General features: G+C 41.5%; 13 protein-coding genes. 6 read left to right on the top strand and 7 right to left on the bottom strand.

Annotated elements, in window-relative coordinates; genetic code table 11:
- Positions 1 to 23: 23 nt before the first annotated feature.
- Together M3193_RS07810 and gnd are read right to left on the bottom strand one after the other, a co-directional pair.
- Positions 24 to 1,064 carry a TRAP transporter substrate-binding protein gene (locus M3193_RS07810; protein WP_251625812.1) on the bottom strand — a complete coding sequence of 347 codons (1,041 nt, stop codon included), beginning with the start codon at positions 1,062 to 1,064 and terminating at the stop codon, positions 24 to 26.
- Positions 1,065 to 1,098: 34 nt separating this feature from the next.
- Positions 1,099 to 1,995 carry a phosphogluconate dehydrogenase (NAD(+)-dependent, decarboxylating) gene (gnd, locus tag M3193_RS07815; protein ID WP_251625816.1) on the bottom strand — a complete coding sequence of 299 codons (897 nt, stop codon included), beginning with the start codon at positions 1,993 to 1,995 and terminating at the stop codon, positions 1,099 to 1,101.
- A 175-nt stretch (positions 1,996 to 2,170) separates the two neighbouring features.
- Between gnd and M3193_RS07820 the strand changes: the two genes are divergently transcribed.
- From M3193_RS07820 to M3193_RS07830, 3 genes are all read left to right on the top strand, one after another.
- Positions 2,171 to 3,028 carry a MurR/RpiR family transcriptional regulator gene (locus tag M3193_RS07820; protein WP_251625819.1) on the top strand — a complete coding sequence of 286 codons (858 nt, stop codon included), beginning with the start codon at positions 2,171 to 2,173 and terminating at the stop codon, positions 3,026 to 3,028.
- Between the two features lie 36 nt (positions 3,029 to 3,064).
- On the top strand, positions 3,065 to 4,543 hold the full coding sequence (locus M3193_RS07825; protein WP_251625822.1) for a gluconokinase: 1,479 nt from the start codon (positions 3,065 to 3,067) through the stop codon (positions 4,541 to 4,543).
- Between the two features lie 510 nt (positions 4,544 to 5,053).
- The gene (locus tag M3193_RS07830; RefSeq protein ID WP_251625827.1) at positions 5,054 to 6,604 is read left to right on the top strand and encodes an S-layer homology domain-containing protein; all 1,551 of its coding nucleotides are present in this window, start codon (positions 5,054 to 5,056) and stop codon (positions 6,602 to 6,604) included.
- A gap of 54 nt (positions 6,605 to 6,658) precedes the next feature.
- Here M3193_RS07830 and M3193_RS07835 read toward each other — a convergent pair whose 3' ends face one another.
- Positions 6,659 to 7,411 carry a zinc ribbon domain-containing protein gene (locus M3193_RS07835; protein WP_251625830.1) on the bottom strand — a complete coding sequence of 251 codons (753 nt, stop codon included), beginning with the start codon at positions 7,409 to 7,411 and terminating at the stop codon, positions 6,659 to 6,661.
- Between the two features lie 17 nt (positions 7,412 to 7,428).
- Entirely contained in the window at positions 7,429 to 8,853 is a 1,425-nt protein-coding gene (locus M3193_RS07840; protein WP_251625833.1) for a TcaA NTF2-like domain-containing protein, read from the bottom strand.
- Between the two features lie 607 nt (positions 8,854 to 9,460).
- On the opposite strand from M3193_RS07840, the gene M3193_RS07845 reads away from it, so the two are divergent.
- From M3193_RS07845 to M3193_RS07855, 3 genes are all read left to right on the top strand, one after another.
- Positions 9,461 to 11,713 (top strand): EAL domain-containing protein, encoded by a 2,253-nt coding sequence (locus M3193_RS07845; RefSeq protein ID WP_251625835.1) that lies wholly within the window; start codon positions 9,461 to 9,463, stop codon positions 11,711 to 11,713.
- Complete coding sequence (locus tag M3193_RS07850) at positions 11,710 to 13,344, top strand: thiamine pyrophosphate-binding protein (RefSeq protein WP_251625837.1); 1,635 nt, start codon at positions 11,710 to 11,712, stop codon at positions 13,342 to 13,344. Before M3193_RS07845 ends, M3193_RS07850 begins: the two co-directional genes overlap by 4 nt.
- A gap of 343 nt (positions 13,345 to 13,687) precedes the next feature.
- Positions 13,688 to 14,341, top strand: coding sequence for a hypothetical protein (locus M3193_RS07855; RefSeq protein WP_251625839.1), 654 nt, complete (start codon positions 13,688 to 13,690; stop codon positions 14,339 to 14,341).
- Positions 14,342 to 14,795: 454 nt separating this feature from the next.
- On the opposite strand, the gene M3193_RS07860 is transcribed toward M3193_RS07855, so the two are convergent.
- The 3 genes from M3193_RS07860 to M3193_RS07870 form a co-directional block, all read right to left on the bottom strand.
- Positions 14,796 to 15,524 (bottom strand): hypothetical protein, encoded by a 729-nt coding sequence (locus M3193_RS07860; RefSeq protein ID WP_251625841.1) that lies wholly within the window; start codon positions 15,522 to 15,524, stop codon positions 14,796 to 14,798.
- A gap of 189 nt (positions 15,525 to 15,713) precedes the next feature.
- Positions 15,714 to 16,235 (bottom strand): signal peptidase I, encoded by a 522-nt coding sequence (lepB, locus tag M3193_RS07865; RefSeq protein ID WP_251625843.1) that lies wholly within the window; start codon positions 16,233 to 16,235, stop codon positions 15,714 to 15,716.
- A gap of 29 nt (positions 16,236 to 16,264) precedes the next feature.
- Positions 16,265 to 16,915, bottom strand: coding sequence for a hypothetical protein (locus tag M3193_RS07870; protein ID WP_251625845.1), 651 nt, complete (start codon positions 16,913 to 16,915; stop codon positions 16,265 to 16,267).
- Positions 16,916 to 16,961: the final 46 nt, after the last annotated feature.

Genomic DNA, 16,961 nt, shown 5'->3' on the forward strand with positions numbered 1-16,961 from the left:
CCTTTAAGTCTTTTTAGGTTCCCTTACTTTGAAGCTGCTTCAATAGCATCGAATACTTCTTGCACCGTTTCCTTACCGATTTTTTCTGTATATTTTTCAATTGCAGGTTGTACAAGTTTCACCATCTCTTCACGTGCCTCAGGTGTGACTTCCGTGTACGTGATGCCTGCTTCTTGAAGATCAGTCAAATACTTTTCGTTCGCTTCACGATTCAATTGACGCTGGTATACACCTGCTTCGATTGCTGCATCTTTAACAATCTTTTGTTGTTCTTCTGTCAACCCATCAAAGAATGATTTGCTCATTAGAAATACAAACGGGCTATATATATGATGTGTGTTTGATACATGTGATTGTACTTCGTAATATTTTTGAAGGTAGATCGTCGCCAACGGATTTTCTTGACCGTCTACAGTTTTTTGCTGCATTGCTGTAAATAATTCAGTGAAAGCCATAGGAGTCGGATTTGCACCTAATGCACGGAAAGCCTCTAAGTGAAGGTCGTTTTCCATTGTACGCAATTTAAGTCCTTTGAAGTCCGCCGCAGTTGCGATGGCATGTTTACTATTCGTTACATCACGGAAACCATTTTCCCAATACGCTAGCCCAACCAAGTTTTGGCTATCCAGTTTGTCTAGGAATTTCTGACCCACTTCACCATCTAATACTTTATCCGCAACTTCTTCACTCGGGAAAAGGAACGGGAAGTCAAACACGCTGAACTCAGGAACAAAGTTGGCCAGCGGTGCAGTTGAAGGGATCGTAACTTCCTGAGAACCTAATTGCAAAGCTTCCGTCATCGTACGGTCATCGCCAAGTTGTCCGCTATGATATGTTTCAACGGTAATGTCACCATTTGTCTTTTCTTCAACGATCTCTTTAAATTTCAATAGACCAAGATATTGCGGATGTGAATCATTTAAACCGATTCCTCCACGGATAGTTTTCTTTTCCCCTGTGTTTTTACCTTCAGCAGCACTGCCTTTTGAATCGCCGTTGTCGCTGCAAGCAGCTAGTGACAAGACCATAAATGCAGCTAATAAAACCGTCAACAATCTTTTCATACCTAATTACCCCCTAATTTTTATGTTGTAAATCTTACTTCCCGACAATTTCATGCCCACCGAATTCATTTCGTAACGCAGCGACCACTTTACCCGTGAAAGTATCATCTTCCAAGGAACGGTATCTCATTAGAAGTGACATCGTAATAACAGGCGCGGGCACTTGCAGATCCAACGATGTTTCTACGGTCCATTTACCTGATCCAGATGAATTCATGATTCCTCTCACTGCTTCTAACTTAGGATCTTTTGAGAATGCGTTTTCAGTCAGTTCCATCAGCCAAGAGCGGATGACAGAACCGTTGTTCCAAACCTTCGCCACTTTCTCAAAATCATAGTCGAAATCACTTTTCTCAAGAATATCGAAACCTTCAGCAATGGATTGCATCATACCGTATTCGATTCCGTTATGAATCATTTTCAAGAAATGACCGCTGCCTAATTTACCAGCGTAAAGATAGCCATTTTCCACTGCAGTGTCTTTAAAGATTTCCTCAATCGATGTGAATATTTCCTTATCCCCGCCGACCATCGTACAGATTCCATTTCTCGCGCCGTCCACACCGCCACTTGTTCCACAGTCAAGGAAGTGGATTCCCTTGGCCGCAAGCTTCGTCCCTCGACGTATTGAATCTTTATATTTTGAATTTCCGCCTTCAATGACGATGTCCCCTTCTTCCAACAAAATCTCCAATGAGGAAAGGATATTTTCGGTGACTTCACCTGCAGGCACCATTAGCCAAACGACCCGGGGAGTCTCTAGTTGTTGAATAGCCTCTTCCAAGCTAGTTGCTCCAATAGCGCCTTGTTCAGTGATTTTCTCCACTGCATCTCTATCAACATCATAAGCAACTACTTCATGTTTGTGGTCGATCAGGTTCAACGCTAAGTTAAAACCCATCTTCCCGAGGCCGATCATAGCCAATTTCATTGTTGTAACCCCTTTCAAAATGCTTTAAAAGAAAAAATATTTCATGTAAGCTAATTATATATCGAATTTTTTTTAATACAAGAGTTATTCGAGAATTCATTTGTGAAAAATTTCGTTATTATTAATAAAAAATATCATGTATGATTAATGAAAGATTTAATCAAGGGAGACAACGATGATGAGAGATGTAACACCACATTGCTTTACACTCATACGTGCCATTTATGCGCAACTGAGTGATAAAGAAAAAGCGATAGCAGATTTTATACTCAACCAACCAGAACGTTTCATCCATTCTACGATCAGTCAAATAGCTGAGGAACTTTCCGTAGCAGATGCCACTGTTTTCCGCTTTTCCAAACGGTTAGGTTACAAAGGTTACCAAGCAATGAAAATAGCCCTTGCATCTGAAATCATTTCAACAACGAAAGATATTCACGAAACGATTGCGGAGGGCGACGATGAAAAAACGATAGCGGAAAAGGTATTCAAATCAAATATCAGAACACTCGAGGACACACTCCAAGTAATCGATCCACAACAACTCAAAGATGCAGTGAACGCATTGGTCAACGCTAGAAAAATCGAATTCTACGGCAACGGCGGTTCCGGTTCAATCGCATTGGACGCCCATCACAAGTTCCTTAGGAGCGGCTTGTACACAAGTTGTTATACAGACGGACATCTCCAAATAATGAGTGCTGCACAATTGACTGATCAAGATGTCGTTGTCTGCATTTCACACTCAGGCACAAGCCGGGATGTCCTTGATGCATTGGAAACAGCAAAAAAAAATGGAGCTACCACTATTGGAATCACCCATTTCTCAAAGACGCCTCTAAGCGAAAAAGCTGATATCGTCCTTCAGACGGTTTCTTTGGAGACAGAATACAGATCAGAAGCATTGGCATCCCGCCTTGCACAATTAAGTATTATTGATGCGTTATATGTAAATGTGAGCATCCGACTGAATGACCGGATGAAAACTTCTTTGCAAAAAATGAGAAACGCAATTTCTGTGAAAAAGCTTTAATCAAAAAGTGATTATTAAATAAAGAAGGTGCCTCAATTGACTAACTCAATCGTCATAGGACTTGATATTGGGACTACTAGCACAAAAGCCATTGCATTCAATAGAAACGGTATTGTTATCGGTGAATATGAAGTGGAATATCCATTACATACTCCTCATCATGGATGGGCGGAACAAGATCCTCTCGAAATTGAAAACGCAACAATAACGGCAATTAATTCATTAATGAAAACTGGCACAATTGAAGCTGATGCCATTTTGGCAATTGGGTTATCGAGTGCTATGCATTCCCTAATTTGCATCGATGATGAAGGTGAGCCTTTGTCACCTTCCATTACATGGGCAGATGGGCGTGCAGCGAACCAGGCAAGGCGCTTAAAGGAGCAGAGTCCGAATCTATACCAATCTACAGGCACTCCGATCCACCCGATGTCTCCGCTCGTTAAACTAATGTGGATGAAGGAATCAGGCTATCCGCAATTTATTGCGGCTGACAAATTTGTTTCGATAAAAGAGTTTTTATTATTCCGATGGTTCGGATCACAACTTGTCGATTACTCAATCGCATCCGCTACCGGCCTGTTCGATTCACATACGTTGAATTGGAATCCAGACGCACTAAAGATAGCTGGCATTACTGAGGACAAACTGTTTACTCCTGTTCCCCCGACAACCGAAATCAGAGGATTGAAACGGGAAATTGCATACAAAACAGGTTTAGGGGAGAATGTTCCCTTCATAATTGGGGCAAGCGATGGGCCTTTGGCAAACTTGGGCATAGGGGCTATCAAACCGGGTGAAGTTGCAATCACAATTGGAACGAGCGGAGCAATCCGGCAGTTGGTACCTCAAACAAAAACAGATCTATACCAGCAGACTTTTTGTTATACGTTTACCGAATCGTTGTCACTAATTGGCGGACCGACAAACAGTGGCGGAATCGTGTTGAAGTGGTTGAAGGAGTTGGTAGGGGAAAACATGAGCTACGAGTCAATGAGCTCTTTAGCTGCGTTGGCCCCTGCCGGATCGGATGACCTCTTATTCATTCCTTATCTAAATGGAGAAAGGGCCCCGATATGGAATTCTAACGTTAGGGGTAATCTATTCGGACTCTCCTTACGACATAAAAAAGAGCATCTCGTCCGAGCAGGCATGGAAGGCGTCGTTTTCAGCATCTTCCACGTCGGCCAAGCATTAGAACGACTTGCAGGTAAACCGGAAAAAATATTGGCGAGCGGCGGATTTGCCCGTTCACCTCTTTGGCTTCAAATACTAGCAGATGTATTCAACCAGCCAGTGTACGTCCCCCTCAGTCACCAAAGCTCTGCATGGGGTGCTGCTTGGCTGGCATTATACAGCATAGGGGAAGTTGCTAGTCTCGAAGCCATCAAAGAACACATCCCCATGCAAGGCCATTTCATACCTAACATAGAAAACCACCATATCTATCTGAAAATGTTTTCTCAGTATAAAAACCTCTCAGAAACAATAAACAAACATTATCAGCTATCGTAATTATTTGGGTGCTTTTTTTTGGTGCCTGTGCATGGTGCATTTATGACAATTCAAATCGGAGTATGAATATACAGTTAAAAGTCAGCCAAATGTCTATATGGCTGACTTCCTTTTTTGATAATATACAATTGTAGTTAATAAACTGAATTGTGTCGGTGCCTGTGCAAGACACATTTATGACAATTCACCTAAAGGTATGAAAATACATAGAAAAATCAGCCATTACATGTATGGCTGATTTTTCTCTTCTGGAATATGCAATTGTAGTTAATAAACTGAATAGTGTGATGCACAGGCACCAAAAAAAATCCACAATAACTCTCAACGGAAAATAGGTCTATAAAACTATGCGGGTGATACCTGAATTACAATATCAAAAAAATTCATTCTTTTTTTCTGCATGTGTATCGTACAGGCACCCAAATTGAGCAGACACTATTTCCTATAACTGTTTTAGTAAAAAGTTTCATATGGTACTATTATCATATTACGAGAGAAGGAGGTTATGTTTTGAAAAAAACGATAGTTGGCCTATTTATTGCGGTTTATTTTTTATTCGCTAGTATTTCTGTTCATGCTGCTGTACCAACATATCAAGATGTCCCCCTTACTCATTCCGCAAGCAAGGAAATCGAGTATCTCGTCAGTCATGGGATCCTAACAGAAGGCCCATCATTAGGCGTCAATAATAGGATTTCCCGCATCGAAGCGGCTGAAATGATTATAACGGCGTTAGGGATGGAGACGGAAGGATTACCGGATGTCGATTTCATTGATGTCACCCCTTCGGATGAATATTATGCCATCATCCAGGCAGCAGCATCTGCGGGATTCATGAACGGAAATGCAAATCGGGAGTTCAAGCCCCATGAACAATTGACTCGGGCAGAAGCCGCTTCCATTTTGGTTTCCGCTTTCAGTTTGGAGGGAAAATCTCAAACGCTTTTCCGCGATGTACCTTCATCCTATTGGGCGAGCGATGCAATTGGTATTCTAGTTGAGAATGAAATTACTTTTGGTTATTCAGATGGCTCGTTTAAACCGACAGCTTCATTGACAAAAGGGCATTTCAGCATTTTTTTAGCAAGAATTCTTAACCCAGAATTCAGAAAGCGTCCTGTCTGCTATTCAACGGACAGCAAAAAGTCATACGCTATAAATGTACCGGTAACGAACGTATGGCATGTCCCTGGCAAGACGCGCCCTATCGATGAAATTTCAATCCAAGCAAAGCCGGATATGAAAAAATGGTCATCCCAATTGACGATTTCCCAAAAGCTTTGGCTCATAGGAAAAACAGATACACAAGCGTTGTACGGGGATCCTGTCGAGATTATAAAATCAAGCGGGAACTGGCATTATATCGCAATAAAGGATCAAGCGAAAACCGGACATAAGAACGGCTATCAGGGGTGGGTCCCAAAATCGCATGTTGCCGCCTCCTCTATCAACGATACGAAATGCCCAATTGCAATTGTGGATGCAAAAATCGCCACACTCTACAATGTGGCGAAATGGGATGACAAACAGAAATGGTTGGATGTGAGTTACACGACAATCCTGCCAGTCGTGGCAGAACACGGTCAGTTTCTGGAAGTTCTAACCGTTGAGGGCAACACGAAATTCATGTTGAAACGGGACGCCAAAGTATACGCGAATTATGCCTCCATTCCTAAACCGACTGCCAAAGACATCATTGACAGTGCCAAACGGTATTTGGGACTCCCATATGTATGGGCCGGGACTTCCGCTTATGGTTTTGACTGTTCCGGCATCATCTATTCCGTCTATAAAAACCACGGCATACTTATTCCGCGGGATTCCTTCGTCCAGGCGACTCACGGAAAAGCGGTCAGCCGGAGTCAGTTGCAGCCAGGAGATCTGATGTTTTTCGCACATAATGGCGGTAAGGGAGCTGTATATCACGTATCGATCTACATTGGCGAAGGCAAGATGCTCCATGCACCGAACTCATCACGGAGTATCGAAATTATTTCAATCAACACGCCATTATATAAGAAAAATCATTCCGGTTCACGCAGATATCTGACGTCGAATTGATCGACTAAATAAAAATCCGTCCACAACTTTCTCTTGTGGACGGATTTTCCCTATTTAATTAAAAGTATCTATTATTTCACCAATTGCAGAGTCGGCGATGAATAAACCGATGATAATGCCGAATATCACATTAATTACCAAATAGAACAAATAAGCATAAAAGCTATCAATTCCTTTTGATTTCAAGCTAAGCTGCCTGATCATCACAAATACAGGAATCAGTCCAAATGCGATGATCAATCCGAGATAGATGCTCATTCCAGCAATTGTATAGGATTTTATAAGAGACAAAATGATACCAAACGCCGTAAGCACAATCGGGATTACATAGTAGCCTCCGAATTTAGTAATTACCTCGGTGAATTTCAGGTTTTCCGAGAATAACATTGATGTTATGAATACTGCCGCGGCGCTGATTACGATCAATAGAACAAAGAATATGGTTGCATAGATTAAGATCTGGAAAAACGATGGACCCATATAACCGAAATATGAGTTGCTCAATAGATTCTTAATTAATGTGTATACTGCTACTACGGTCAGCAAGATATACAGTCCTATGCTAATAAGGCTATTCCTCATGTCTGATTGACCCGATGGGGATTTCAGTTGCCTTACGAAATAACCGAGATACATCTTCGATTGTTCTTTGATTTTCTCGAGCTGTTCGCTATTTTGTTGAATTGGTTGTTCTGTTTGTACTGCAGCTGCCGTCTGTTCCCCTGCATGAGATTCGAGTTTCCCGCCACATTTCCCACAAAAGTTCCCGTCATTCTGCACATGTCCGCATGCTGAACAAGTCTTCATTCCTGACACTCCTCACATTACTTTTTCGTCTTTTTCGTATCCAAATCTACTATTTCGTCAATAAAAATTTCATCGTTACTATAGGAGAAGACATATTTCTTTTTCCTCTCATAATGGAGATGGCCATCCGATTCGGAAGAGAAATTGAACGTCTCAAACGTCTGAAGTTCAAACTTGCTATCCGAGATCACTTTGAAATCAGTGATGTCATTTAAAATGAATTCATAATAGTACCCCGCGATTTCATCATGATCCGTGACGAATTTCGCATAGTCCTTTTTTATTTTACTGCCCTCTTTGAAGTACCCCTCAATATAACTGAAATCTGCATAGTAAATTGCGCTCGCATAATCAGAACGGAATCGTTTATATGCATCGCGAATTTCCTCTTCTTGTTCAGCCATCCTTTGTTCTTTCCGGAAAGATTCAAAAGGCAGATAAATATATTCTTCATCCAATGCAATGACATCGGATTTCACTTCATTCCCATCCTTATCCTTTGCCATAGCAAAGACTTCGATAGCAGGATTCACCTGCGCCGGATAAAGTGAATCCAATTCACTTACCTTCTTGCCGGTGGACTTTCCTCCAACATAGACAATCGCGTCCGCTAAATCGGAATCGATCGTAATGCTGGTGAAATCCCAATCCACATCGACAGAAGTGGAATTTGCAGCGTTATAAGAAGGTGAATACGTCCCTTTGCCGGATAACGGCATGACGCCGTCGTATTCATATGACCATTCGTAAGTGCCAGGGATGAAATTGCCGATAACAATCTCCTCATCCTGCTCCTTGCTGACGACTTCCTTGTCGGCGAAACGGAACTTCATGTTCTCGAATGGCGCCCATACGCTCACTTCGAGAGGGATGACATTGAATTCCACTTCGTTATACAATCCAAAGAAAATCGGCTTCTTATGTAGGGAAATAAATTCGCCTTCGTCATTATAAATAATGTCCATATGTCCTTTGTTCTTTATTTTTCCGATTTCTTCGGAGAGATTGTCACGCAGACGAGTCCATCCATACTCATTGACTGTTGAGTAGAAATCTTTTGCGTTTGCAACAGTCCCTTCTTTGAAATGAAAAGCATTGAAAAACGCTTCTTTGTCTTTGCTGTTATACGCAGTATTCATCGCCTCAATCTTTTTGACTGGATCATATAGATTGGACACGACCAGATGGGCAATAATGCAAGCCAAAATAATAAATCCAATAACTGATAAAAGGGCTTTCTGCATTTTGCCCATCGGCTTCCGAGGAACCGGCGCTGTTGATGACTTTGTTTCAACCGACTTTGATTGGGGCGTTTTTGCTACTGTAGGATGTGTTTCCGTTCCCGTCTTAGGTTCTGTTTCCGCCTGGAACGTCACTCCGCAATTCGTACAAAAAGCAGCCTCTTCACTGCTCTGCTGCCCACAATTCTTACAAAACTTCATAGTTCCAACTCCTTTCCAAAATAATTCCTATACTAGTATACAGGGTAGACTTCAAGAAAAACAGAATGAGTATATAGACACGTTTGTCAATAGCTATTATTGGTTCTATTTTACTAACAGACATTTCGTGTTTCGGGTACCTCGTGTTTCGGGTACCTGTGCATGGTGCATTTATGACAATTCAAAGCAGAGTATGAATATACAGTGAAAAGTCAGTCAAATGTCCATCTGGCTTCCCTCTCATTTTGAGAATATACAATTGTAGTTAATAAACTGAATTGTGTCGGTGCCTGTGCACGACGCATTTATGACAATTCACCTAAATGTATAAACACGCATAGAGAAGCAAGTCATTTCCCTAAATGACTTGCTTCCCAATTTAACAATATACAATTGTAGTTAATAAACTGAATAGTGTGCTGCACAGGCACCGAACAAAGTGGGATCTGACTTGGCATTGTGTTATTTTGCCAGAAACTTTATAATTATATTTGAGCTTTTATTTCATCTTTCGGCGTGGCGGGAACGGCTACGTTATTTTTTTGTAATATTGCGGAAACATGTAGAGTAGAACTTGCATCATTGAATGATAGATTCGGAGGAGAATATGAGAAATCAAGACGCTTTTTACATAGTAGAATCGAATCATTTTTGTGTTGAGGCTGGCATGGATCCGAATATTGTCGCCAAGCCAAAACGATTTTTATCGGTACAGGAGCTCGCCGAAAAAAGGAATTCCTACAGTGAAATTTTATCCGTCGTCAGTTATTTTTCCAATAAATTGCTAGACTCATTGAAAGGTACGCCGATTCTCGTTGTTGTATCAGACTCCAATGGATATCTTCTGGAAATTGAAGGGGATGAAAACATTAAGGAGACAATTCAACAATTCGGTATACAGCTCGGCAGTCTGTTCGTCCGTGAAGATACGGGAACGAATGTAGTCAGTCTAGCTTTACAGCAAAAGCATCCGATCAGCATTATTGGTGAGCAGCATTTTCATACATTTCTCCATGAGATTGCTTGCTATGGGACTGCATTTCATTATACCGATGACAATAATTTGCTTGGCAGTGTGTCCATTATGATGCCGATACAATTCCAGAATCCTCTCTTCCTTACGATGCTGACGCAAGCGGTGGATTCGATTGAACGGGAACTTTTATTGCGAAAACAGAATAGGAAGCTCAACATTCTGAATCAAATCATGATGAGCAGAACTAACAATGGCATTGTCCTTACGGATGAAAATGGAATCACTACTGAATTCAACGAGTTCGCCCAGCAACTTTCGAATACGGGCAGGGAGACGGTAATTGGGAGAAATATTCGCGAATCCCCAATAACCGGGACCTATTTCAAAGAAGTTCTGGGGCAAGGGAAAATTTTCAGAGATGAAGAGATTCAATTCATCAACCAAAAAGGGAAACTTGTCGTCTGCCTGTTCGATGCACAGCCGATCCATGAAGACGGCAAGATGATTGGCGCATTCGGACAGTTCCGTGACATTTCGGACCGCCATTTCTTGCAGGAAAAATACAATTATCTTGCTTATCACGACGACCTGACAAGCCTTCCGAACCGCAGATTCATTAATGAAGAAACCGAAAAGATTATTGAAGAAATCAATTCCGGCCACAAGCGGACTCTGGCTCTCCTCTTCATCGATCTGGACAGGTTCAAAGTGATAAACGATAATTTCAGTCATGCATCGGGGGATATGTTGCTGAAAAAGGTGAGCGAACGACTTTCTGATTGTCTTGGGAAAAATGATATGCTCGGCCGGACAGGGGGAGATGAATTCATTTTCCTGCTGAAGGATTTTGAGGGCTCCGACTACGTCACGGATAAGGCTGAAGAAGTTCTACACGTGTTTGATGCCCCTTTCCACATTGAAGGTCACGAATTGCATACGACGGCGAGCGTGGGCATCGCAATCTATCCGGACTATCCCATTACGATGGAAAAACTGATGGTTTTTGCAGATAATGCAATGTACGAGGCAAAAAAACAGGGAAAAAATCGTTACAGTATCTATACTTCAGCTCTGCTGGAAGAGGCAAAGGATGAATACAGGCTTGAGACCGAATTGCGAAAGGCGATGGAGCAAGAGGAATTCGTCCTTCATTACCAACCGCAGATCAATCCTCAAACCGGTAAGATATTCGGAGTGGAAGCGTTAATCCGTTGGCAACATCCGTCGCTCGGTCTTCTGTCTCCCGACAAATTCATCAAGTTGGCCGAAGATAACGGGTTGATCAACCAAATTGGCAAGTGGGTCATTAAAGAGGCTTGTTCCCAAAATAAAAGATGGCAGGATGCCGGGTACAAGCCGCTCAAAGTATCCGTCAACCTATCCACACAACAATTCCTGACGAGTGATCTCGTCACGTACATGGAACATACACTTCGGGAAACCGGGCTGGATCCACAATGTCTCGTAGTTGAAATCACTGAATATATGGCAATGGAATACGAGTATTCCTTGAAAGTGTTGAAGCAGCTGAAGGAAATCGGGATCGGGATTAGTATAGATGACTTCGGGACCGGGTATAGCTCGCTCGCTTATTTAAATAATTTTCCGATCGATTTCATTAAAATCGACAAATCGTTCGTCTTTGAAATCATCAATGACCAACCAAGCGCCTTTATCGTGAAAGCGATCATCACGCTTGCACATAATCTTCAGATGCAAGTTATCGCTGAAGGAGTCGAAACTGAGGAGCAGCTCGACTTTCTAATTAATCAACAGTGCGACTTAGTTCAAGGGTTTCATTTCAGCAGGCCCCTTCCGGCAATTGAAATCGAGAAATCTTATTTGGACGGAAATCATAATGGGAAGAGAGAGAATACGAAATGAGAACAGCGGCTTCTGTGTTAGCAACGAACTTTAAACATTGGGGACTTCAGCATATTTTCGGCATTCCAGGAAAAGCGATATCCCCCATTCTTTTTGAGCTCTTAACTGAAGAAATCCAATTTGTATTAAGCAAGCACGAAGCGGCGGCCGGATTTGAGGCGGCCGGCTACGCCTTAATGAACGGGAAAATCGGAGTGGCCATCGGTACGTCAGGGCCTGGCGGGACAAATCTCATCACGGCAGCCGGTCAGGCAAAAGCCTCGAATTTGCCGCTATTGATCATCACGGGGCATCCTTCCATGAAGGATACAGGCAAGGCTTTGGGACAAGACTCCAGTACATTCGGCACCGATTTAACGAACTTGTTCAGCCATGTAACAAAGTTCAGTGCACGGGTCGAGCGTGGCGACATGTTGAGGCCTTACTTGCAGCACGCCCTCGAGCAAGCACTATCGGGAGTAAGGGGGCCAGTGCATCTATCCATTCCATTTGATGTGTTATTGGAAGAAATCGAACCGTTCACACTGGATCTTCCGACACCGTATGAAATGATTTCACCGAATTTGCCGGATGTGATCGATAAATTGAATGGCGCAACCCGTCCCCTTCTTTTCATTGGAAAAGGAGTTCATTCCAGCAAAGCATATGAAGAAGTGCAACATCTTGCGGAGCTATGGAAAATTCCGGTCGTCACGACACCTGGAGGCAAAGGGGCATTCCCGTCAAACCATTCACTGTCGTTAGGCGCGTTTGGACTCGGCGGCACGCCGGAAGCGATGGCATATTTCCAGGAAAATATTGATCTCTTACTCGTCATCGGCTCCAGCCTCAGCGATATGTCCACCGCCGGATTAACCGAAGCCATGTATCCAAAACATGTTATCCATTTTGACTATAACCCGACGTTCATTGGCAAGTCGATCAATGTTCCAACAACACCAGTACTCGGCGATATCAAATCGAACTTGAAGACAATGCTTAAGGGAATGCCGGCAACAAACAGTGAAGCGTTTCGATTGACCCCGGAGCCGATGACGCTTCAACAGAACATCCCAGGCGAACGGATGTCAGCAGTCCAAGTATTGCATGCGATGCGCAACACATTGCCCGAAGACGCCATCATATTCGGCGACGACGGAAGCCACTCCTTCTATGGAATTAAGCATTTTGACATTTACAAGCCAGGCACTTACTACTTCGACGATATTTTCGGAGCGATGGGCAACGGGATCGGCTACGCCGTCGGTGCGCAACTAGCTGCTCCAGAGAAAACCATCGTCTGCTTAGTCGGGGATGGCTGTATGTTCATGCACGGCACAGAAGTGTCAACAGCATACAACTATGATGCGCCTGTCCTCTTTATCGTCGTCAATAACGGACGATTGGATATGGTGGAAAAAGGGATGCGGAAAATGATCGGCACATCCATCGGGGGCATTTATGAAACGCCGCTCGATGCAAAACTTTTCGCGGAATCAATGGGAGCCCAAGCTTTCACATGCCTGACCCCTCACGAATTGAGCTACCGTATCGAGGAAGCTCTTCAACTCATAAAAGAAACAAACAAACCGATCGTCATCGAAGCGTTAGTAGATGAAAACGAAATTCCACCAACGATGGGGAGACAATGAAAACGCAATTCGGCGCGTAAATCGGTGCCTGATTCGGTGCCTGATTCGGTGCCTGTGCAAGACACATTTATGACAATTCAATAAAACACATATATATACACGTGGAAGTCAACTAAACGCCAATTTGGTTGGCTTCCTAATTTGCATCTATGCAATTGTAGTGCATTATCTGAATAGTGTGCTGCACAGGCACCCTAATTACATTGGTGGAAATAAATTTCAAAAAAGAAGCCCTTTTTATTTAAATTATGATACTATTTATGTAGGTCTAACATCATGGAATCAGTCCGTGTAAGTTTAGGATTGATAAACACTCTACAGAACGGAGAGCCAAGTTGAAACTATGAGAAAAATAGACAAAATGGATACATACCTTAAATCGTTTGGTGAAAAAGTAAAGGGCAATGAAGTTCGGAAAGCTGTTAATGCTGTATTTAACATTGACTTAGATTACGTTTCTTTACACAACTACGGAAACAAGTTAAATAGTTATGACCCTGCTATTATGAAAACCCTTCGTGAAGCTAAAAAACTGACTGATGCAGAAATCATGAAATTGCCAAAAGCGAAAGTTATGGATGTCTATCTCAAAGCTCATGATTATGCCTTAACTGGCGCTGAACACCGAGTTTTAATCAATCAGATCTTTGGAGTGAATCTTGATGGTATTTCTTCTGTAGAAGGTCTGCAACTTGGAATTAATTCCAAAGGTACTTGGATAACTAGAACACCAACAGATATGTTAGTGATTTCATCCAGCCTTGATGACGTGGAGTTATATGTCTATACAACAGCTTATTGGGAGCAAGTAACAGGAACAAGCGAAGTACCTGATTCATTAAAACAATACCTGATCGACAACAGATTTACGTATGATGAATCCACTAAAAAATTTACATGGGTTAACCCTACTAGCGAATCTGCTCCTGAAAAAATTAAGACTCAAACCATTAACAATTTAATCGAAACTATTAAGCAGGTAAACGATAGTCTATAAGCAAAAGAAATGTACGGTGCCTGTGCAACACACATTTATGATGATTCATAAAAATGTATAAACAAACAATTGAAAGCCAGTCATTTCCCTAAATGACTGGCTTATCTATTTAACATTATACAATTGTAGTTAATAAACTGAATAGTGTGCTGCAAAGGCACCGAAAAGAGATTAAGAAAAATCGTTTCGGTCCGCGTACATATCAATCGTCTAATTAATCGATTGACTAAATAAATATCCATCCACAACTTTCTCTTGTGGACGGATTTTCCGTTTACCTGAAAACAATCTTTCACAATACACCATTCGCAAAGTCGGCTTAAAAGACCGATGGTAACAAAGTTGTTATACTAATTATTCGGCTTTCCCTCACCACAAATGCATTTGAACCGTTCATTATTAGTTATTGCTTTGTGTCGGTGCTGTGCAAGGTTCATTTATGAAACAAAAGAATTTAATTTGCGTTAATAAATAATTTTCCATCGGCGATTTTTCTTGTTTCGTTGCCATAAATATCTCTGACTTTCACTTCTATAGCAGCCCCTTTTACAGGTGTACCATATGATATAGTCCAGTAGCCCTCATAACGACCAGGTCTTACTTCTCTTAATGGCAACTCAAATGCATTTGTTTTCTTAACGCTAAATGTGGTTAGTGGCATATTAATAGAGAAAGTCGCAGTTAATCCGGCTTCACTATCAAACTCAATCTTCAATGCTTTGCCAACTTCACCATGAAAATCCTTTGTAGGGGTTAGGTTTTTAATCTTAAGTTCTGCAGTTTTAGAAAAAACTGTAACAGTCTTTGTTTCTTCATTGCCGGCAGCGTCTTTAGCAACTACTGTGATGATGTTTTCACCTTGTTCCAAAAGAATACGTTTTGTGTAATTCCCCCTAATTAAGTCGGCTTGCTGTCCATTAACAGTTACCATGTTTATATTAATACTGGAAACTTTACCTGTAACAGTTATTACTTCTTTATTCGTTTTCAAACCATTTCTAGGACTTGTGATCAATAGTATTGGTGTCACCGTGTCCAATGTCTGATAACCCAGTGTAGAACCTGTGGGTTTTCCCTTTTCCTCGGCACTTACAAAATTCGGCATGATCATTGATAACGCCATGAGAAAAATGGCGGCAATAATGAAAGTTCTATTTCTATTATGACGATGTGCTCTCTTCAATTTTACTTCTCCTTTCTTAAACATATTCTCCTTCATGCAATACATACCTTATCACTGTAGATTGACTCAATCAGTTCCCCTTATGACTAAAAATGTACTGATGGGCTTCCAACCATGTAAGCGCCAAGCCTCATGCGTAACTTGCTCCATTTTTAAAAGAAAAATATCTACCATTAACTGTACAGACGATTACTCAGTTACTTTAAAACTTAATGGGTACAGAGAAAAAGCCACCTTCCCTTTTATCCGTTCTTTCGATACTAATCCGAAATCTTTGCTTCTACTATCTAAACTTTCACCCGGTGTTCGGTTGTCACCTACGACGAAATAAGAATTTTCCGTCACCATTATGCGCTCCATATCATTTGGAATACCGATAGCATAGCTATTATCAACCTGATCACCGTTCACATAAATGACTCCGGCATTTATTTCTACAGTGTCGTTAGGCATAGCAATGATTCTCTTAATTACATCAAAACCATGTACGTCTGAAAATTGAACCACATCATTTATTTGAGGATTATAAAATATATTAGTTGTAACAATAACATCTTTATTTTGGATAGTTGGATTCATGGAGTTACCACTGATGACCGTAATACCTATCACATAGCGGAAAACAAGAAAAAGAGCTAACATCAATAATGCAAATTTTAACCAACTGAGGAAAGCATCTCTTGAACTCCCTCTATCATTTGTATTCTCCATTACTTGTGTCTCCAGTTCAATAGTAGGTCTCATTCTGTATCACGATCCTTTTTTAGAGCTGAAGCAGATTCGCCAACTGAACTTGATTCATGTTCTGGCGCAGGTTCGTTACCTTGTTCTGTACCCAGTTCAGACTCCGATTCCGGATCAAGTCCTTCTTCAAAATCATCTTCATCATTAGTTTCGGGCTCCGAACTGTGCTCTTGCTTTGAACTTTCATTATTAATTACTACTCTATCCATCTCAACAATAGCTGCTTGAAAGATACCTTCCAATTCATTCCTTAAGATTCCCTCTTCTTCCGAGCTATTAATTTCGAGGTTATTAATTAACTCATCAGTATAACGTCGCAATTCACTTGTTCGTTTCTCCTTCTCTTCCGTAGTGATTGACTGAAGTCTTTCATTGGCAGATTGAATTTCCGCTTGCAACTCTTCTTTTAAGCGTTCCGTTTGGATTTCACGTTCTGTATCGATTGCTTCCTTAATTTCTGTAATTGCGTGCCCCCTTTGGGTATTAAACCAGTTTGTCAGTAGTGATTGGATATCCTGATTCGCAAACGTAATCGATACACTGCTTCCAATAATTCCAATTAAAAGAACAGCTCCAATTAGAAATTTAGCCTTTCCCATAAGGCTTTTCTTCTTTCTTCTTCGTTTCCGAGCTTCTTTTTTATTCACAGCACACCCTCCAAATTAAATAGTAGGGCCCACAATGGGCGGGCCC

Source organism: Sporosarcina luteola (assembly GCF_023715585.1).
Taxonomy (GTDB): domain Bacteria; phylum Bacillota; class Bacilli; order Bacillales_A; family Planococcaceae; genus Sporosarcina; species Sporosarcina luteola_D.